Source organism: Micromonospora sp. NPDC000316, assembly GCF_042898885.1.
Lineage (GTDB): Bacteria > Actinomycetota > Actinomycetes > Mycobacteriales > Micromonosporaceae > Micromonospora.
On record NZ_JBIAZG010000002.1, the window covers coordinates 475210 to 494111 of the forward strand.

The 18902-nt window shown below is 72.5% G+C and carries 18 protein-coding genes; 12 read left to right on the forward strand and 6 right to left on the reverse strand.

Annotated elements, in window-relative coordinates:
- The first annotated feature begins 86 nt into the window (after window positions 1-86).
- From ACFY2Q_RS06775 to rdgB, 9 genes are all read left to right on the forward strand, one after another.
- On the forward strand, window positions 87-1634 hold the full coding sequence (locus ACFY2Q_RS06775) for a hypothetical protein (protein ID WP_387128196.1): 1548 nt from the start codon (window positions 87-89) through the stop codon (window positions 1632-1634).
- Between the two features lie 148 nt (window positions 1635-1782).
- Window positions 1783-2073: an ATP-dependent Clp protease adapter ClpS gene (gene clpS / locus ACFY2Q_RS06780; protein WP_387128197.1), complete on the forward strand. Its 291-nt coding sequence runs from the start codon at window positions 1783-1785 to the stop codon at window positions 2071-2073.
- A gap of 2 nt (window positions 2074-2075) precedes the next feature.
- Window positions 2076-2570, forward strand: a complete 495-nt coding sequence (locus tag ACFY2Q_RS06785; protein ID WP_355592229.1) for a DUF2017 domain-containing protein — start codon at window positions 2076-2078, stop codon at window positions 2568-2570.
- Between the two features lie 52 nt (window positions 2571-2622).
- Window positions 2623-3111 (forward strand): Mov34/MPN/PAD-1 family protein, encoded by a 489-nt coding sequence (locus ACFY2Q_RS06790; RefSeq protein ID WP_387128198.1) that lies wholly within the window; start codon window positions 2623-2625, stop codon window positions 3109-3111.
- A 68-nt stretch (window positions 3112-3179) separates the two neighbouring features.
- Window positions 3180-3533 carry a MoaD/ThiS family protein gene (locus ACFY2Q_RS06795; protein WP_387128199.1) on the forward strand — a complete coding sequence of 118 codons (354 nt, stop codon included), beginning with the start codon at window positions 3180-3182 and terminating at the stop codon, window positions 3531-3533.
- Window positions 3534-3544: 11 nt separating this feature from the next.
- A complete protein-coding gene (locus tag ACFY2Q_RS06800; protein WP_387128200.1) occupies window positions 3545-4510 on the forward strand; it encodes a PLP-dependent cysteine synthase family protein in 966 nt (321 codons plus the stop codon).
- A gap of 226 nt (window positions 4511-4736) precedes the next feature.
- Complete coding sequence (locus ACFY2Q_RS06805) at window positions 4737-5480, forward strand: MBL fold metallo-hydrolase (RefSeq protein WP_387128201.1); 744 nt, start codon at window positions 4737-4739, stop codon at window positions 5478-5480.
- A 77-nt stretch (window positions 5481-5557) separates the two neighbouring features.
- Window positions 5558-6283, forward strand: a complete 726-nt coding sequence (gene rph / locus ACFY2Q_RS06810) for a ribonuclease PH (protein WP_387128202.1) — start codon at window positions 5558-5560, stop codon at window positions 6281-6283.
- A 106-nt stretch (window positions 6284-6389) separates the two neighbouring features.
- Complete coding sequence (rdgB, locus tag ACFY2Q_RS06815) at window positions 6390-7007, forward strand: RdgB/HAM1 family non-canonical purine NTP pyrophosphatase (protein ID WP_387128203.1); 618 nt, start codon at window positions 6390-6392, stop codon at window positions 7005-7007.
- A 30-nt stretch (window positions 7008-7037) separates the two neighbouring features.
- Here the strand turns inward: rdgB and hutH are convergent, their stop codons facing one another.
- Genes hutH through ACFY2Q_RS06845 form a run of 6 tightly spaced genes read right to left on the reverse strand, consistent with a single transcriptional unit; the run spans window position 7038 to window position 14902 of the window.
- Window positions 7038-8576: a histidine ammonia-lyase gene (hutH, locus tag ACFY2Q_RS06820; protein ID WP_387128204.1), complete on the reverse strand. Its 1539-nt coding sequence runs from the start codon at window positions 8574-8576 to the stop codon at window positions 7038-7040.
- A complete protein-coding gene (hutI, locus tag ACFY2Q_RS06825; protein ID WP_387128205.1) occupies window positions 8573-9757 on the reverse strand; it encodes an imidazolonepropionase in 1185 nt (394 codons plus the stop codon). Before hutI ends, hutH begins: the two co-directional genes overlap by 4 nt.
- On the reverse strand, window positions 9754-11115 hold the full coding sequence (locus ACFY2Q_RS06830) for a formimidoylglutamate deiminase (RefSeq protein WP_387128206.1): 1362 nt from the start codon (window positions 11113-11115) through the stop codon (window positions 9754-9756). Before ACFY2Q_RS06830 ends, hutI begins: the two co-directional genes overlap by 4 nt.
- 37 nt (window positions 11116-11152) lie before the next feature.
- Window positions 11153-12373 (reverse strand): allantoate amidohydrolase, encoded by a 1221-nt coding sequence (locus ACFY2Q_RS06835; protein WP_387128207.1) that lies wholly within the window; start codon window positions 12371-12373, stop codon window positions 11153-11155.
- Window positions 12374-12384: 11 nt separating this feature from the next.
- Complete coding sequence (gene hutU / locus ACFY2Q_RS06840) at window positions 12385-14034, reverse strand: urocanate hydratase (RefSeq protein WP_387128208.1); 1650 nt, start codon at window positions 14032-14034, stop codon at window positions 12385-12387.
- Between the two features lie 16 nt (window positions 14035-14050).
- The gene (locus ACFY2Q_RS06845; protein WP_387128209.1) at window positions 14051-14902 is read right to left on the reverse strand and encodes a MurR/RpiR family transcriptional regulator; all 852 of its coding nucleotides are present in this window, start codon (window positions 14900-14902) and stop codon (window positions 14051-14053) included.
- Window positions 14903-15047: 145 nt separating this feature from the next.
- Between ACFY2Q_RS06845 and ACFY2Q_RS06850 the strand changes: the two genes are divergently transcribed.
- Genes ACFY2Q_RS06850 through ACFY2Q_RS06860 form a run of 3 tightly spaced genes read left to right on the forward strand, consistent with a single transcriptional unit; the run spans window position 15048 to window position 18865 of the window.
- Complete coding sequence (locus ACFY2Q_RS06850; RefSeq protein ID WP_387128210.1) at window positions 15048-16493, forward strand: hypothetical protein; 1446 nt, start codon at window positions 15048-15050, stop codon at window positions 16491-16493.
- 53 nt (window positions 16494-16546) lie between these two features.
- On the forward strand, window positions 16547-17638 hold the full coding sequence (locus ACFY2Q_RS06855) for a glycosyltransferase (protein ID WP_387128211.1): 1092 nt from the start codon (window positions 16547-16549) through the stop codon (window positions 17636-17638).
- Window positions 17639-17653: 15 nt separating this feature from the next.
- Complete coding sequence (locus ACFY2Q_RS06860) at window positions 17654-18865, forward strand: glycosyltransferase (RefSeq protein WP_387128212.1); 1212 nt, start codon at window positions 17654-17656, stop codon at window positions 18863-18865.
- Window positions 18866-18902 lie beyond the last annotated feature (37 nt).

Genomic DNA, 18902 nt, shown 5'->3' on the forward strand with positions numbered 1-18902 from the left:
CGCCCGTAGTCTTCCGGCATCCGGGTACCGCCACCGGAGTTTCCACCCGACCGGCCCGACCGGTCGCCTGCCCCGGGAGGCACCTGATGCAGCAGGGCTTTCTCCCCTCGGCCGATCCGTCGGCCGACATGGACAGCCCGACCGGCGTGCCGGCCTGCGGCCCGTTGCCCGCCGCGGTCGGCGTGACAGGCCCCGGCGCCCAGGAGCCGCTCGGCGTTGTCGCCGTCGGTCCGGCCGGCGCCGACCGGCGCGCGGTGCTCGCCACCCTCGTCGGGCTCGACCCGGTGATGCTCACCGTGCCGGCGGGCAGTTGGCTCGTGGTGCGGCACGCCAAGGTGCCGACCCGGGCGGCGTTCGTGCCCGGCTACCGGCAGCCGCACTCGTACGGCGCGGACCGCGACGCCGCCGGCCCGGCCCTGGCCCGCCCGCCGCGACGGGTCGAGTTGAGCGTGCCCGAGCCGCTGCTGCGGCACTTCACCCTTATCGACACCCCCGACACGGGGACTCTCGGCGTGGCCGGCGTTCGGGTGTTGCTCGACGCCGTCGGCCGGGCCGGCGCGCTGCTCTTCGTGATCGCGGCCGACCAGGCGTTCACCGCTCCGGAGCTGAACCTGCTCGCCGAGGTGGCCGCGGCGCCCGTGGAGGTCGTCTTCGCGGTGACTCCCGGCGCGGCGGGTTGGGCCCCGCCGACCGACAGTGCGGCGACGACACGGGACGCGGAGTCGTCATCCTCGCCGGCCGGCGGTCGCCCCGGCGAGGTGGACTCGATCGCGGTGACGATCGCGGCGCACCGAGCGGCCCTGCTGGCCGCCGTGCCCGCCCTGGCCGGCGCCCGGTGGTTCCCGATCGACGGCGTGGACGCCGCCGACCTGCGCCGGGCGCTTGTGGGTTGGTCGGCGGGCGAGGGGTTGCAGCGGGCCAGCAACGATCCGCCGGTGTTGCCGGGCCAGCACGGCCGGGTGGCGGTGGTCACCGACCCGGGGGACTGGTCCGAGCAGCTCGACCGGAGGAGCCGCTCCTGCTCTCAGCGGATCCGTCAGCACCTCGCCCTGGAGTTGGCGAACATCCACCTGCGGGCCGTCCAGGAGATCGTCTTCGGGGTCGGCTGCGCAGGCCTGCCGGATCTGCTGGACCGGGAGATGGCGGCCCTGTCGCTGCTGGCCACCGCGCAGTGCGATCAGGCGGTACGGCGCATCCTGGACGACGCCGCCGCCCAGGTGCTCGGCGCGCCGCCGGTCGAGGGCGTACGCCGCAGGATCGCCAAGGCCGTGCAGTACGGCCTGGCGGACCACCGGCCCGGCCGTGACCTGGACCGCGTCCTGCTGATCACCAGTACGGCCGGTGTGGCCGGGCTGACCGGTGCCGAGGCGATCGACGCGCTGGCCGGCTATCCGTCGGCGTACCGCGACGAGGTGCTGCCGCCGATCGCGGTGGCGCTCTCCGGTGGCTGCTGGCAGCAGTGGCGTACACCTGGCAACGATGACCACAGCGCCGCGCGGGCGTGGTCCCAGCGGGCGTTGCGGGAGGTCGAGTTGGAACTTTCCCGGGAGATCTCCCGACGGTTCGAGGTGATCCGCCTCTCGCTGGGCGTGGTGCTCTCCGATGCAGTCGACCACGGCCTTCTGCTCGCCTGATGGCGTGGCTGCCCGCTGTCACGGGTGCCTACCATGCCTCGTTTCCGACGGTGGTCGGGGTGGTTCCGGGGCGGCTGGGACGGGCGATCCGCGACGAGCCGGCGTTCCGGTTCCTCGGTTCCGGGAAACCGGTGGCACGATGGGGGGCATGGCGGCTCCGCAGGTTGCACCGGTCGAGACGTCGGCCACCGACGAGGTGCCGGCGGCGGACCAGCAGTGGGTGACGATCGTGTGGGACGACCCGGTCAATCTGATGACGTATGTGACCTGGGTGTTCCAGAAGCTGTTCGGCTACAGCCGGGAGAGGGCGGAGCAGCTCATGCTGGACGTGCACCACAAGGGGCGTGCCGTGGTTTCCACTGGCGCCCGGGAGCGGATGGAGCACGACGCGTCGCAGTTGCACGCGTACGGGCTGTGGGCGACGGTGGACCGCTCGTGAGTATGTTCCGGCGGCAGGCTGGCCGTTACGTCGCCACCTTCGCGGTCGACGAGGTGCGGGTGCTGCGCAAGGTCGCCTCCGAGGTGGTCGGTCTGCTCACCGACGGCTTCGACCACACCGACCCGGTCGTGGGCCGGCTCTTTCCGGCGGTCTACCCGAAGGACGCGCCCGGCACTGCCGAGTTCCGCCGCTACACCGAGGGTGACCTCAAGACCGCCAAGATCGACCAGGCGGGGGCCATCCTGGCCGCGTTGCCCGACGAGGCGGGCGGCGAGGTGCGGTTGGACGCCGAGGCGGCCGAGGCGTGGCTGCGGGCGTTGAACGACGCGCGGCTGGCGATGGGCGTCCGGCTGGAGATCAAGGACGGCACGGACCTGGGCGAGGAGTTGGACGACGCGGTAGCCGAGGACCCGGCGTCCAGCCGGGTGTTCCAACTGTCGGTCTACGCGTACCTCGGATATCTGCAGGAGTCGCTGCTCAACGCCTTGATCGACTAGGCGTGACAGGCACCACTTCAGGCCCCGCCCAGCACGGGCTAGGCTGGTGGACGTGCTGAGCATCGAGCGGTCGATCATCGACGCGATCGTCGCCCACGCGCGCCGGGACCACCCCGACGAGGCGTGCGGCGTCGTCGCCGGCGCCATCGGCAGCGACACCCCGTCCCGGCACATCCCGATGGACAACGCGGCGCGGTCGATGACCTTCTACGAGTTCGACTCGATGGAGCAGCTGCGAGTGTGGCGGGAGATGGACGACCGGGACGAGGAGCCCGTTGTCATCTACCACTCGCACACCGCCACCGAGGCCTACCCGTCCCGCACGGACGTCTCCTTCGCGGGCGAGCCGGGGGCGCACTACCTGCTCGTCTCGACCCGTGAGCCCGACTCGGAGGAGATCCGGTCGTTCCGGATCGTCGACGGCGTGGTGACCGAGGAGCCGGTCCGGATCGTGGAGGCCGGGGTCGACCCGCACGCCGTGCAGTCCTACATGTTCGGGCAGAGCCCGGCGACGGTCGACTACGAGTGTTCCGGCCGCTGACCCGTCAGCATCCGCACCCGTTTCACGTCCCGTCACCGTTGGCACACCCGAATGAGGAGCACGACATCATGGCCATCGAGGTTCGCATTCCCACCATCCTGCGCAGCTACACCGGCGGCGCGAAGGTCGTCGAAGGGGCTGGCGACACCCTGGGCGACCTGCTCACCGACCTGGACTCCCGGCACGCCGGGCTGCGCGGCCGGCTGATCACCGACGCCGGCGTACTGCACCGCTTCGTGAACGTCTACGTCAACGACGAGGACGTCCGTTTCCTCGGCGCCCTCGACGCCAAGCTCTCCGACGGCGACAGCGTCACGATCCTGCCGGCCGTGGCCGGCGGCGCGTTCGGCTTCGCCGCCGCCGCGGCGATCAGTTCGCACAGCGTCACGGCAGCGGCCCGCGGCGCCGTCGCTGCCCGCTGAGGACGGCCGCCATGGCGCGGTACGAAAGCCTGCTCGACGCCTGTGGGGGCACGCCGCTGGTCGGCCTGCCCCGGCTCTCCCCGGTGGTTCCCGACGGCGCACCAGAGGTGCGGCTCTGGGCCAAGCTGGAGGACCGCAACCCGACGGGCAGCATCAAGGACCGCGCGGCGCTGTTCATGGTGCGCGCGGCCGAGGAGGCCGGCCGGCTTCGCGCGGGTGACACGATCCTGGAGCCGACAAGCGGCAACACAGGCATCTCGCTGGCGATGGTGGCCAAGCTGCGGGGATACCGGCTGGTCTGTGTGATGCCCGAGAACGTCTCCACCGAGCGGATCCAACTGCTCCGGATGTACGGGGCTGAGATCATCTTCTCGCCGGCGGCGGGCGGTTCCAACCAGGCTGTCGCGACCGCGAAGCAGATCTCCGCCGAGCATCCCGACTGGGTGATGCTCTACCAGTACGGCAACGAGGCGAACGCGCGGGCGCACTACGAGACGACAGGGCCGGAGCTGCTGCACGACCTGCCCACCATCACGCACTTCGTGGCCGGGCTTGGCACTACCGGCACCCTGATGGGCACCGGGCGTTACCTGCGCGAGAAGGTCGAGGGCATCCAGGTCGTGGCGGCCGAGCCGCGTTACGGCGAGCTGGTCTACGGGCTGCGCAACATCGACGAGGGGTACGTGCCGGAGCTCTACGACGCGTCGGTGTTGTCGCGGCGGTTCTCGGTGGGCACCCGGGACGCGGTGCTGCGCACCCGTCAGCTCGTCGAGGTGGAGGGCATCTTCGCCGGCTTCTCCACGGGCGCCATCCTGCACGCCGCGCTCGCGGTGGCGCACGAGGCGGTCCGTGACGGTCGCCGTGCCGATGTGGCCTTCGTGGTGTGCGACGGCGGCTGGAAATACCTGTCCACCGGCGCGTACGGCGGCACGCTTGCCGACGCCGAGGACGCCCTGGAGGGTCAGCTCTGGGCCTGACCGCTTGGTCTGCCCGTACGGGCCGTCGGCGTACTCGGTCGGCGGCCCGTCACGCTGCCCTGCCTTGCTGTGAGCAGGTGTCACGTTCGTGACAAGTTCGAGTGGATGATTCTGGTCGTCGGGCACCCCGGCGTAGGCTGCGCAGCGTGGCGCAGGCGTCGATGAAGATCATGGCCGGGAGCGCCGCTGGCACGGTTGCTACTGACAGTGACAGCGAGAAGACCCGATGCGACTGACCGTCCTGGGATGCGCCGGCAGCTTCCCCGGCCCCGAGTCGCCGTGCTCGGCCTATCTCGTCGAGGCCGACGGCTTCCGGCTCCTTGTCGACTTCGGCCCCGGCTCGCTGTCCAGCCTCCAGCGCTACGCGGGGCTGCACGCCCCCGACGCGATCCTGCTGACCCACCTGCACTGCGACCACATCCTCGACGCCACGTCGTACGTGGTCGTCCGCCGCTACGCCCCGGACGGCCCCTACCCGGCGCTGCCGGTGTACGCGCCCTCCGGCGCACCGGACCGGCTCAGCGCGGCGTACGGCGACGACGGCACCGTGGAGGACGTCTACCAGTTCTACGCGCTGGAGCCGGGCACCTTTCCGATCGGGCCGTTCACTGTGACCGTCGACCGGGTCAACCATCCCGTCGAGACGTACGGTGTCCGGCTGGAGCACGGTGGCCGGTCGCTGTGCTACTCGTCGGACACCGCGCCCTGTGACGCCCTGCTGCGGCTGGCGCAGAACGCCGACGTGTTCCTCTGCGAGGCGAGCTACCTCGACGGCGTCGACAATCCGCCGGATCTGCACCTGACCGGCCGGGAGGCGGGTGAGACGGCCACCAAGGCGGTGGTGGGTCGGCTGCTCCTCACCCACCTGGTGGCGGCGTGGGGCAGCGAGGCGCACACGCTCGAATCGGCCGCTGCCGCGTACACCGGGCCGCTCGAGGTGGTCCGGGCCGGCGCCAGCTACGACGTCTGAGCCCTCAGGGGCACGACGCCGGGGCCGCTCGGGACACCCCGAGGGAGGTGGATCGCCGCACCGCATAGGGTGCAGGCATGGCGCGACCTGACGGGCGAGGGCCCGATCAACTTCGACCGGTGACTCTGACCCGGGGCTGGAGCACCCATCCGGAGGGTTCGGTGCTCGTCGAGTTCGGCGGCACCCGGGTGCTCTGCACGGCGAGCGTCACCGAGGGGGTGCCCCGCTGGCGCAAGGGTTCCGGGCTCGGTTGGGTGACCGCCGAGTACGCGATGCTGCCCCGGGCCACCAACACCCGCTCCGACCGGGAGAGCATCAAGGGTCGCGTCGGCGGCCGTACGCATGAGATCTCTCGGCTGATCGGCCGGAGCCTGCGGGCAAGCATCGACCTGAAGGCGCTCGGCGAGAACTCGGTGGTCCTCGACTGCGATGTGCTCCAGGCCGACGGCGGCACCCGGACCGCCGCGATCACCGGCGCGTACGTGGCGCTGCACGACGCCGTGGGCTGGTTGGCCGCCCGCAAGGCGCTGGCTGGCAAGCCGGAGAAGGTGATGCACCGCTCGGTCGCGGCCGTCAGCGTGGGGATCATCGCCGGCGAGGCGCGGCTGGACCTCTGCTACGAGGAGGACGTCGCCGCCGAGGTGGACATGAACGTGGTCTGCACCGGCGCGGGTGACTTCGTCGAGGTGCAGGGCACCGGCGAGGCGGGTGTGTTCGCCCGCGACCAGCTCGACAGCCTGCTCGACCTGGCGGTCGCGGGTTGCGCGGAGTTGGCCGAGGCCCAGCGAAAGGCGCTCGCGTGAGCGCGAGGAGTGAGCTTGCGAGCCCCGCAGTCGCGAACAGAGGTGATTTGGTGAGCGCGAGGAGTGAGCTTGCGAGCCCCGCAGTCGCGAACAGAGGTGACTCAGCATGAACAAGGTTCTGCTTGCTACGCGTAATCAGAAGAAGCTTGTGGAGCTTCAGCGGATCCTGGACGGCGCGCTGGGCGCGCACCGGATCGCCCTGCTCGGGCTCGACGACGTGCCGGAATTTCCGGAGCTGCCGGAGACCGGCCTGACCTTCGGTGAGAACGCGCTGATCAAGGCGCGGGAGGGCTGCCGGCGCACCGGGCTGCCGACGATCGCCGACGACTCGGGGCTCGCCGTGGACGCGTTGAACGGGATGCCTGGCGTGTTCAGCGCCCGCTGGTCGGGCCGGCACGGCGACGACCGGGCCAACCTTCAGTTGGTGCTGGACCAGATCGGCGACGTGCCGGACGAGCACCGGGGTGCCGCCTTCGTCTGCACGGTGGCGCTGGTGCTGCCCGGTGGCAAGGAGCACCTGGTCGACGGCCGGCAGTCCGGGCGGGTCCTGCGGGCGCCGCGCGGTGACGGCGGGTTCGGCTACGACCCGATCTTCCTGGGCGATGGGCAGGAGCGCACCAACGCCGAGTTGACCCCGCAGGAGAAGGACGCGGTCAGCCACCGTGGCAAGGCCCTGCGCGAGCTGGCGAAGCTGGTGGCGAAGGTGCTGCCGCCCGCCGCCTGACCCGCGGCGGACGACAGCGACCCGCAAAGGTCAGCCCAGTGGGCCGACCTCCCGTTCGATTGCGGCACGCAGCTCCGGGCCGGCCAGCACCGCGCGGGCGGCCTCCAGCACCGGGGCGAGGAACACGTCCGGGCCGGGCTCGCCGGCCGCCTCGCCGAGCGCGGCGACGGCGGCCCGGCCGGCCGGCGACGGCACCAGTGGCGCACGGAGTTGCAGGCCGCGTACGCCTGCCAGCAACTCGACGGCGAGCAGGCTTGTGAGGTTGTCCAGGACGGTGCGCAGCTTCTTGGCCGCCGCCCAGCCCATCGAGACGTGGTCCTCCTGCATGCCGCTTGTGGGCAGCGAGTCCACCGACGCGGGGGCGGCCAGGCGGCGGTTCTCGGCGACGATGCCGGCCGCCGTGTACTGGGCGATCATCAGCCCGGAGTTCACCCCGGCGTCGGGGGAGAGGAACGCGGGCAGCTCCCGGGATCGGGTGACGTCCAGCAGCCGGTCCACACGCCGCTCGGCGATCGCGCCCACCTCGGCGGCGGCGATGGCGAGAAAGTCCGCGGCGAAGCCGAGCGGCGCGCCGTGGAAGTTTCCTGTCGACTCGACCCGGCCGTCCGGCAGCACGACCGGGTTGTCCACAACGGACACCAGCTCCCGTGCGGCGACAGTGCGGACGAAGTCAAGGGTGTCCCGGGCCGCGCCGGCCACCTGCGGCGCGCAGCGCATCGAGTACGCGTCCTGCACGGCGTGCGCCACGTCGTCGCGGTGCGAGTCCATGACCCGGGAGTCCTGGAGCAGCAGGTGGATGTTCGCCGCCGACGCGGCCTGGCCGGGGTGCGGCCGGATGGCGTGCAGCTCGGGCAGGAACGGCCGCTCCGAGCCGAGCATCGCCTCGATGGCGAGCGCGGCCGTCACGTCCGCCATGGCGAACAGGTGCGCCGCGTCGTGGATGGCGAGCAGCAGCATGCCGAGCATGCCGTCGGTGCCGTTGATCAGCGCCAGCCCTTCCTTGGCGGCCAGCTCGATCGGCTTGAGCCCGGCGGCGGTAAGCGCGTCTGCCGCGTCCTGCCGCTCGCCGGCCGGGCTGAGCACCCAACCCTCGCCGAGCAGCACGAGCGCGCAGTGCGCAAGCGGCGCCAGGTCGCCGGACGCGCCAAGCGAGCCGTGCTCCGGCACCCACGGGGTGATGTCGCGGTTGAGCAGGTCGACAAGCGCCTCGGCGACGAGCGGGCGGACCCCGGAGCGGCCCAGGGCCAGCGAACGTACCCGCAGCAGCATCATGGCGCGGACCACCTCACGCGGCATCGGGGCGCCCACCCCGGCCGCGTGGGAGCGGATCAGCGCGTGTTGCAGTTCGGCCCGGCGCTCCGGCGCGACGAACGTGTTGGCAAGCGCGCCGAAGCCTGTGGAGACGCCGTAGACGGGCCGGCCGGACGACTCGATGCCGTCCACGATGGCCCGGCTGGTCGCCATCGCCTCGATGGTGGCCGGGTCGAGGACGACAGTGGCGGTGCCGCGGGCCACGGCGAGCACGTCGTCTGCGGAGATTCCGGTGGGCTGGACGGTCACGGTCGTCATTGCGGCACTCCATTGAGCAGGACCCGGCGGATCAGTGGCACACCGGGCCGGTAGGCCAGGTGCAGGTAGGACGGCGCGTCCAGGACGATCAGGTCGGCCCGGGCGCCGGGGGCGAGCACGCCCACGTCGTCGCGGCGCAGCGCCCGCGCGCCACCGGCGGTCGCGGCCCAGACGGCCTCCGCCGGGGTCATGCCCATCTCGCGGACCGCGAGGGCCACGCAGAACGGCATCGACGAGGTGTACGAGGTGCCGGGGTTGCAGTCGGTGGCAAGCGCGACCGTGACACCGGCGTCGAGCAGCCGGCGGCCGTCCGGGTAGGGCGAGCGGGTGGAGAACTCGGCCCCGGGCAGCAGGGTCGCCACCGTGCGGGTCCCGGACCCGTCGTCGCTGGCGGTGTCGGCCAACGCGTCGATGTCGTCGTCGCTGAGGTGGGTGCAGTGGTCGACGCTTGCCGCGCCCAGTTCCACGCCGAGCTGGACGCCGGGGCCCGGGCCGAGTTGGTTGGCGTGCACCCGTACGCCAAGCCCGGCGGCCTGCCCGCAGGCCAGGATGGCGCGGGCGTGGTCGACGTCGAAGGCACCCCGCTCGCAGAACACGTCGATCCACTTCGCGTGCGGCGCGGCGGCGGCAAGCATCGGCCCGCAGACCAGCCCGACATAGTCGTCGGGGCGGTTGGCGTACTCGGCGGGCACCACGTGGGCGCCGAGGAACGTGGTCTCGGTGCTGGTCTCGGCGGCGATCCGTAGCGAGCGGGCCTCGTCGGCGACAGTCAGGCCGTACCCACTCTTGATCTCCATGGTGGTGGTGCCCTGGCGCAGCGCCTCCCCGCGCAGCCGGCGCACTGTGGCCCGCAGCTCGTCGTCGCTGGCGGCGCGTGTCGCGCCGACAGTGGTGCGGATGCCGCCGCCGGTGTAGCGCTCGCCGGCCATCCGCGCGGCGAACTCGGCGGCCCGGTCACCGGCGAAGACCAGATGGGCGTGGCTGTCCACGAAGCCGGGCAGCACGGCGGCCCCACCGGCGTCGACCCGCCGGTCGGCGGCCGGCGCGTACGCGGCCGGCCCGACCCAGGCCACCCGGCCCTCCTCGATCAGCACGGCCGCCCTGCGGCGGATGCCCAGCCGACCCTCACCGGTGCCGTTGGTGACCAGCTCCCCGATGTTGTCGACAAGCAGGCTGCTCACGCGGGGATCACTGCCTCGATCGCCGCCGACAGCTCGGCCGGTACGTCGACGGTGAGGTGCCGGCCATCGGCCACCACGACCCGGCCGTCCACAAGCACTTGATCGACGTCCGCCGCAGAGGCGGCGAAGAACACGCCCGCCGGCGGCACCCCGGCGGTGCGGGCGCTGTCGAGTCGTACCGTGACCAGGTCGGCGCGGGCGCCGACGGCGATCCGCCCGGCGTCGGCCCAGCCCAGCGCGGCGTGGCCGGTGGCGGTCGCTGCCGTCAGCAGCTCGGCCGGGGTGAAGTGGCCGCGGCGGCGGGTGCGCAGCCGCTCGTCCAGCTCCACGGCGCGGGCCTCCTCGAACAGGTCGATCACCGCGTGGCTGTCGCTGCCCAGGCTCAGCCGGAGCCCCGCGTCGGCCATCCGCCGGGCCGGGCCGATCCCGTCGGCGAGGTCCCGTTCGGTGGTGGGGCAGAGGCACACGCCGGTCCGGTTGTCGCCGAGCAGCGTCAGGTCGGCGCCGGTCGGGTGGGTGACGTGTACGGCTGTGGTGTCCGGCCCGAGCACGCCGTGCTCGGCGAGCAGCGCGGTGGGTGTGCGTCCGTGCACGACCCGGCACTCGTCGTTCTCGGCGTACTGCTCCGACAGGTGTACGTGCAGCGGCGCCTGCCGGCTCTGCGCCCAGTCGGCGACCGTGCGGAGCTGGTCGGCGGGCACCGCCCGGACCGAGTGCACGGCCGCGCCGAGGCGGACGTGGGACTCCGCCGGCGGGAACGCCGAGGCCCGTTCGGCCCACCTGCTGGCGTCACCGTCGCCGAAGCGCCGTTGCGGCCCGCTGAGGGCTCGGCCGTCCACTCCGGCGGTCAGATAGCAGGCGTCCAGCAGGGTGAGCCGGATACCGGCGTGCGCGGCGGCCTCGACAAGTGCCGCGCCCATCGCGTTCGGGTCGTCGTAGGAGCCGCCGTCGGGCCGGTGGTGCAGATAGTGGAACTCGCCCACGGAGGTGACCCCGGCCAGGGCCATCTCGGCGTAGACCGCGCGGGCCAACGCCAGGTAGGTGTCCGGGTCCAGCCGGTCGGCGACCGCGTACATCCGGTCGCGCCAGCTCCAGAAGTCACCCTGGCCGCCGTGGGTGCGCCCGCGCAGCGCCCGGTGGAAGGCGTGCGAGTGCACATTGGACAAACCGGGCATGGTCAGGCCGGGCAGCCGGGTGGCGTCCCGCAGCACCTCCACCCCAGCGGTCGGACCCGCGGCCCCGGCGAGCGGCGTGAGGCCGGTGATCCGGCCGCCCTCGATCTCGATCAGCACGTCGGGAGTGGGTTCGGCGTGCTCGGGCAGCCACGCGTACTCGGCGAGCCAACGGGTGGCTGTCATGCGCCTCGCCTCCTTTGGAGCTGAATTGTCTGTGTCATCACCGGCATGTCAGCTCCTCCAGCACCCGGGCCAGCGCCCGTACCCCGGCGGCGCAGTCGTCGTCGGTGGCCGCCTCGGCGGGGGAGTGCGACACCCCTGTCGGGTTGCGCACGAAGAGCATCGCGGTCGGCAGGTGCGCGGCGAGCACCCCGGCGTCGTGCCCCGCGCCGGTGGGCAGCACCGGCGCGTCGAGCAGCGCCGCCAACCGGCCCGCCAACCCGCCGTCGAAGGCGACAAGTGGCGTCGCCGACTCCTCGGTGACTGCCACCTCCGTACCGTCGCGGCGGGCCCGTTCGGCGAGCTTGCCCCGCACCGCCTCGACCAGCCCCGCGAGGGTCTGCGGGTCGGCGGCACGGGCGTCCAGCCAGCCTGTCACCTTCGACGGGATGGCGTTTGTGGCGTTCGGCTCGACGGCGACCCGGCCGACAGTGGCGTGCGCGCCGCGCAGCCGGGCCTCCTTGTTCGCGGCCAACACACCGAACGCGTAGGTGAGCATCGGATCGCGGCGGTCGGCCATCCGTGTCGTACCCGCGTGGTTGCCCTCGCCTGTCACGTCGAAACGCCAGCGGCCGTGCGGCCAGATGGCGCTCGCCACCGCGACCGGCGCGTCGGCGTCGACGAGCGCGCGGCCCTGCTCGACGTGCAGCTCCACGAACGTGCCGAACCGGCCCAGCAACTCCGGGCGGGCGCCCGCCGGCCGGTCACCGAGCGCCTCGGCGAAGCTCACCCCTGCCGCGTCGCGCAGCCCGGCCGCGCGATCCGCCGGCAGCGCCCCGGTGAGCAGACGCGACCCCAGACACGGTACGCCGAAGCGCGCCCCCTCCTCCTCCACGAACGCGGCAAGCACAAGCGGCCGGACCGGGGTGACGCCTGCGGCGCGCAGCTCGTCCACGGCGAGGAAGGCGCTGACGATGCCGAGCGGCCCGTCGTACGCCCCGCCGTGCGGCACCGAGTCGAAGTGGCTGCCGGTAAGCACCGCGTCGGAGGCCTCCGGGTCACCCCAGTGGGCGAAGAGGTTGCCGTTGCCGTCCTCGGTGACCGGCATCCCTCGCTGCTGCGCCTGCGTACGGAACCAGCCCCGCAGCTCGATCTCGGGTTCGGTGAGCGCGTAGCGCAGGTAGCCGCCGCTGCCGGCGTCCCGCCCGACCGGCGCGATCTCGTCCCACAGCGAGCGGAACCTGTTAGGAAGGGGCCCTTCTACAACCGAATCCGATAACAAGGGGCCCTTCCTTACTGCTCGGTCATCGGGACGCGGATGTTGGTGCGGTCGGCGACCTCGCGGGCGCTGTCGTAGCCGGCGTCGACGTGCCGGATCACACCCATCGCCGGGTCGTTGGTGAGCACGCGCTCGATCTTCTGCCCCGCGAGCGCGGTGCCGTCGGCCACGCAGACCTGACCGGCGTGGATGGACCGGCCGATGCCGACGCCGCCGCCGTGGTGGATGGACACCCAGGAGGCGCCACTTGCCGTGTTGACGAGGGCGTTGAGCAGCGGCCAGTCGGCTATCGCGTCGGAGCCGTCGGCCATCGCCTCGGTCTCCCGGTAGGGGCTGGCGACGCTTCCCGCGTCCAGGTGGTCCCGGCCGATGACCACCGGGGCGGAGAGCTCACCGGAGGCGACCATCTCGTTGAACCGCACGCCGGCACGGTCGCGCTCGCCGTAGCCGAGCCAGCAGATCCGGGCCGGCAGGCCCTGGAACGCGACCCGCTCGCCGGCCAGCCGGATCCACCGCGCGAGGGACTCGTTCTCCGGGAACAGCTCCAGGATCGCCCGGTCGGTCGCGGCGATGTCGGCCGGGTCGCCGGAGAGCGCCGCCCACCGGAACGGGCCCCTACCCTCGCAGAACAACGGCCTGATGTACGCGGGCACGAAGCCGGGGAAGTCGAAGGCGCGCTGGTAGCCGGCGAGTTGCGCCTCGCCCCGGATCGAGTTGCCGTAGTCGAAGACCTCGGCGCCGGCGTCGAGGAAGCCGACCATCGCCGCCACGTGTCGCGCCATCGACGCCCGCGCCCGGTCGGTGAACTCGGCAGGCTTCGCCGCCGCGTACTCCCGGGCGTCGGCCAGCTCCACGCCCACGGGCAGGTACGACAGTGGGTCGTGGGCGCTCGTCTGGTCGGTCACGATGTCGATCTCGACGCCCCGGCTGAGCAGCTCGGGGAACACCTCGGCGGCGTTTCCGACCACGCCGACGCTCAGTGCGCGCCGGTCCCGCTTCGCGGCCAGCACCCGCCGTACCGCGTCGTCGAGCGAGTCGGCGACCTCGTCCAGGTAGCGGTCGTGCACCCGCCGGTCGAGGCGTGTGCGGTCCACGTCGACGATCAGGCAGACACCGCCGTTCATGGTGACCGCGAGCGGCTGGGCGCCGCCCATCCCGCCGCAGCCGGCGGTGAGCGTCAGCGTGCCCGCGAGGGTGCTGCCGAACCTCTTGGCGGCCACGGCCGCGAACGTCTCGTAGGTGCCCTGGAGGATGCCCTGGGTGCCGATGTAGATCCACGAGCCGGCAGTCATCTGCCCGTACATGGTGAGGCCGAGGTGTTCGAGGCGACGGAACTCCGGCCAGGTCGCCCAGTCGCCGACCAGGTTGGAGTTGGCCAGCAGCACCCGGGGCGCCCACTCGTGGGTGCGCAGCACGCCGACCGGCCGGCCCGACTGCACGAGCATCGTCTCGTCCTCGCGCAGGTCGGTGAGTGTGCGGACCAGCGCGTGGTAGGACGGCCAGTCCCGCGCCGCCTTGCCGGTGCCGCCGTACACCACGAGGTCGTCGGGGCGTTCGGCCACCTCGGGGTCGAGGTTGTTCATGAGCATCCGCAGGGCGGCCTCCTGCTGCCACCCACGGGCGGTCAGCTGGCTGCCCCGTGCGGCACGGATCGGCTCGGTCATCTCTTGTCTCCTCCGGTCATCCGAGGAACAACTGTCGGCGGGCCGCTGAGGCTTCGAATGCCTCCAGCCGGCGTTGCGTGTCGGCCGGCGCGGCGTCGCAGATCGCCTGCAACACCACCATGGCCAGGGTCATCGGTGCGGTGTGCAGGTCGAAGACGAGTTGGGCGCCGACGGCTGCGGGCAGCACCACGTCGGCGTGCTCGGTGGCCGGGCTGACCGGCGAGTCGGTGATCGCCACAACTGTCAGACCGGCGGCGCGGGCGTCGCGCAGCGCGTCAAGGGTCTCGCGCGGGTAGCGGGGCAGCACGAAGGCCAGCACCGCCGTCGCGCCGGCCTCGGCAGCCTGTTCGAGGCGGTCGGTGAGCAGGCTGCCGCCGTCGTCGAGCACCCGCACGTCCGGGTGCACCTTGGCGGCGAAGTAGGCGAAGTACGCGGCAAGCGGGGCGGCGGCGCGCAGGCCGAGCACCGGCAGTGGGCGGCTGGCCGCGAGGAGCCGCCCGGTCTCGGCGATCCGTTCCCGGTCGGCGAGCTGACCGGCCAGCCGGTCCAGGTTGCCCATCTCGGCGCGTACCGCCTGCTGGAGTTCGTTTCCGGCGTCGGCCGGACCACCGGGTTTGGCGGTGGCGAGATCGCGCAACCGGCGGCGCAGCGCCGGGTAACCGTCGTGGCCGAGCGCGACGGCGAACCGGGTGACCGACGGCTGGCTGACCCCGGCCAGCTCGGCCACCTCCGCAGCGGACAGGTACGCCACGGTCGGTGCGTGCTGCACGAGACAGTGCGCGATCCGTCGCTGGGTAGGGGTGAGTCGCACCCCGTCGAACAGGTCGAGCACCTGCTCCACCGACGCCTCGACAGCTCCGTCATTCACGACGCGACTCTATGCATGAAAACTTTCAGAGGGCAAGAAGGCGCCGGACCACCCGCTCCACCGACCTGTCGCACCGCTGACGGGTGTGGCGCTGCGATGGCGCCGCCTCTGTAGGATCCGCACGGCGGTTGAGCGGAGGAGTGGCATGCAGCCGGAGAGCCCGTACAGGTACACCCATATGCTGGGCGCGTGCCAGGTTGGCAAGGCCTGGGCCGCAGTCGACGGGCAGGGCCAGTTCGCCACTGTGGCCGTGCTGGACGGTGTCGCCGCGTCCGACGAGCGCTGGCGGGTCGCCTTCGGCAACGCCGCCAACGCGCTGGCGCAGGCCGCCGGCGGCCACCGTTACGCGCACGCCAACCTGACCGCCGCCCACCCGTGGGTGGCGTACCGGGCCGAGGAGGGGAACGCGCCGCAGCGCCTCTTCCAGAGCCTCGGCATGGATTACCAACCGGTGCCCGACCTGCCGGTCTCGGCGCCGCCCACATCGGCACCGCCCACATCGGCGCTACCCGCCTCCGCGCCGCCCGCCTCCGCGCCGCCCGCCTCCGCGCCGCCCGCCTCCGCGCCGCCCGCCTCCGCGCCGCCCGCCTCCGCGCCGCCCGCCTCCGCGCCACCCGCGTCGGCCCCGCCGGTGTCCGGTGTGCCGCAGCAGGCCAGCGGGCCGCCGGTCTCCGGTGCGCCCGAGTTGGTGGCGCACATGCCGCAACTCCCCTGGGCGGTGCACACCAACCCGGTCTCCGGCCAGCCGGTGTCGACGTCCCCGCAGCCCGTTTCGGGCGTGCCGACGTCACCCTCCACTCCGGACTTCACCGACGCCTCGGGGTCACCGATCGCGCAGACCCGCCCGGTGGTGCCGCCCGCCGACCCGTTCGTCGCACCCGTGCGCCGCATCAAGCCCTCCGAGCCTCGCCCACGGCGTACCGGCCTCTGGGTAGGGGCCGGCGCGCTGGTCCTGGTGCTGCTCGCCGCTGCGGGTGGCCTGGCGATCTGGAGAGGCTCGGACGACCCCGCGACGCCGCAGACCGCGCCCAGCACAAGCGTCCTGTCGCCGCCAATCCCGACGACACCGCCGCAGTCGCCGGGCATTGAGCCGCCCAAGCCGGGAGCGTGGCCGACGCAGTGGCCACGGTTCACCGAGCGGGACACCGTACGCACGCTCACCGACCTCGACGGTCTGGGCTTCCCCGTGAAGATGCCCACGAACTGGCAGTGCACGCTCGCCGCCCGGGCGGAGGGGATCGTCAAGTACGAGTGCGGCACCACCGCCTCCGGCAACGAGGCGGTCGGCGGCGAGGTGATCGTGCGCGAGTGCCCCCAGCCGTGCACCGACCAGTGGCAGAACGCCATGCGCTCGGTCGAGGAGGCGTGGGGCGCGCAGTGGATCCGCAGCGGCCTGTACGCGAGCTACGCCGAGCAGATCATCGAGGTCGACGGTGTGCAGCGGCACGGCCTGGTCGTGGTCGCCTACTTCCGCAGTGGACAGGACGGCGCCATCAACCGTCAGCTCGTGATCCGGATGACTTCACCCGTGCCCGAGGCGTACCAGTTGCGGAGGTTCGCCAGCTATCTCCGTGACGTGGTCGTCTTTTGAGCGGGTTGAGCGGTGAAACGACGGAGACGGCGCCGTCCACATCGGACACCGACATGCGGCCTCTCGCCGACCGTTCCGTCGCGCTGATCCACGAGTGGTTCGGTGCCACCGGCGGGTCCGAGCAGGTGTTCCTGAAGATGGCCGAGATCGTGCCGCACGCCGACCGCTTCGTCCTGTGGAAGGACCACGACGCGACTGTCGACCAGGAGATCCACGAGTCCTGGCTGGCGAAGACCCCGCTGCGGCACAGCAAGGCCCTCGCGCTGCCGCTCATGCCTCTCACCTGGCGAACGTTGACCCGCAAGACGTACGACGTCGTCCTCTCGTCCAGCCACGCCTTCGCGCACACCGTGAAGATCGGCGATCCGGACCACACCCGCCACCTGAGCTACGTGCACTCGCCCGCGCGCTACGTGTGGAGCCCCGACCTGGACCAGCGGGGCGCCAGCGCCGCGCTCGCGCCGGTGCGCGCGGTCCTGCAGGCTGGCGACAAGCGGCTGAGCCGGCACGTGCACGGCTACGCGGCGAACTCGCTTGAGGTGCGGGCCCGCATCCGCCGCTACTGGGGCCGTGACGCCAGGGTGATCAACCCGCCGGTGGACGTGGACTACTTCGCCGCGGCCCCACCTGCGGTCCGCGACCAGGAACGCCGCTACCTGCTCGGCGTCGGCCGCTGGATTCCGTACAAGAACTTCGACCTGATGATCGAGATCGCCGCGGCGGCCGGGCTGCCGCTTGTGCTCGCCGGCAGCGGCCCGGAGGAGGACAACCTGCGCCGGCTCGCCGCCCGCATCGACGTGCCCGTCGAGTTCGAGGTCAGGCCGACAACCGAGCGGCTCCGCGAGCTGTACTGGGGTGCCTCCGCGTTGCTGTATCCGGCGTTGGAGGACTTCGGCATGATCCCGGTCGAGGCGCAGGCGTGTGGGACACCTGTGGTGGGCTGGGCGCGTGGCGGGCTGCTCGAGACTGTGGTGACCGGCGAGACCGGCTTCCTCCTCGACTCCACCGACCCGGCCGCGTACGTGGAACCGATCCGTCGGGCGGCGCACCTGTCCGCGCAGGCGGCGGTGACAAACGCCAAACGGTTCACACCGCGGGCCTTCCAGGCGAACATGTCCCGGTGGCTGGCCGAGCAGGGACGATGAGCGGGAGATGACCTCATGGTGACGGCGCCCGTGCCGGAGCACGCCCGAGCGGGCGGGGCCTCCGTGGCGAACGTGCTGATGTTGGGCACCGCCGAGTGGGACTCTCCGATCGCGACGAACCAGCACTACGTGGCGCGGGAGCTCGCCCAGACGGCGAACGTGACGTTCGTCGAGTCGCTGGGCCTGCGCCGGCCCACGCTGCGGCGCGACGACGTCGTCCGGATGGCGTCCCGGGTTCGCCGTGCCGTGGGCGACCGGCAGACCCCGGCGCAGCGACCCCGGCCGGCGGGAGCGCGGATCGTGTCGCCGCTCGTGCTGCCGGTGCACCGTACGCCCACCTATCCGGTCAACCGTGCCCTGCTGCGGCGCGCCACCGGCGACTGGCTCAACAGCGCACGCCCTCGGGTGCTCTGGACGTTCACACCCGTCACCTACGGCCTCGAACAGTCCGCCGACCTCGTCATCTACCACTGCGTCGACCTGCTGGCGACATTTCCCGGCGTGGACGCCGTCGCCGTGGGCCGCGGTGAACGGTCACTGTCGTCGCGCACCGCCGTCGCCATCGCCACAAGCACGGCGGTGCGGGAGCACCTCACCGCCACCGGCTTTCCCCGCGTCGAGCTCCTGCCCAACGTCGCGGACGTCTCGGTCTTCACGGCGGCGAGCAGGCCGGCGGGGGAGCGCCGTCCCACCGTCCTCTTCTCCGGCAACCTCACCCCGCACAAGCTCGACATGCCGCTGCTCGAATCAATCGCCCGCGCCGTACGCGGCCGCGGCGAGCTGCTCCTGGCGGGTCCGCTCGCCGCCGGTGGGGGCAGTTTCGACGCGCAGTTGCGGCAGTTGGAGGATCTCGGTGCCCGCCACCTCGGCGTCCTCACCCCCGACCAACTCGCCGAGGCGGCCGGCACCTGCGCCGTGGGAGTCATCCCGTACGCGATCAACGACTACACACGCGGGGTCAGCCCGCTCAAGTGCTTCGAGTACCTGTCGTCCGGGCTGGCCGTGCTGAGCAGCCCACTGCCGACGGTCGCCGAGCTGGCGCGTACCAACAGGCACGTGACGGTTGCGGACGCGGCTGACCTGCCCGCCCATCTGCCCGACCTGCTGCGACCGGTCGACGACGCGGTCGTACGCGCCCGGATGGCGAGCGCCGCGGAGCACGGCTGGGAGGGGCGCGGGGCGCTGCTGCGCGACCTGTTGGTGACCGAACTGGCCGGCGGGCGGTAACAGGCCATGACAACAGCCGATCGTGAGCCGCGCCGGG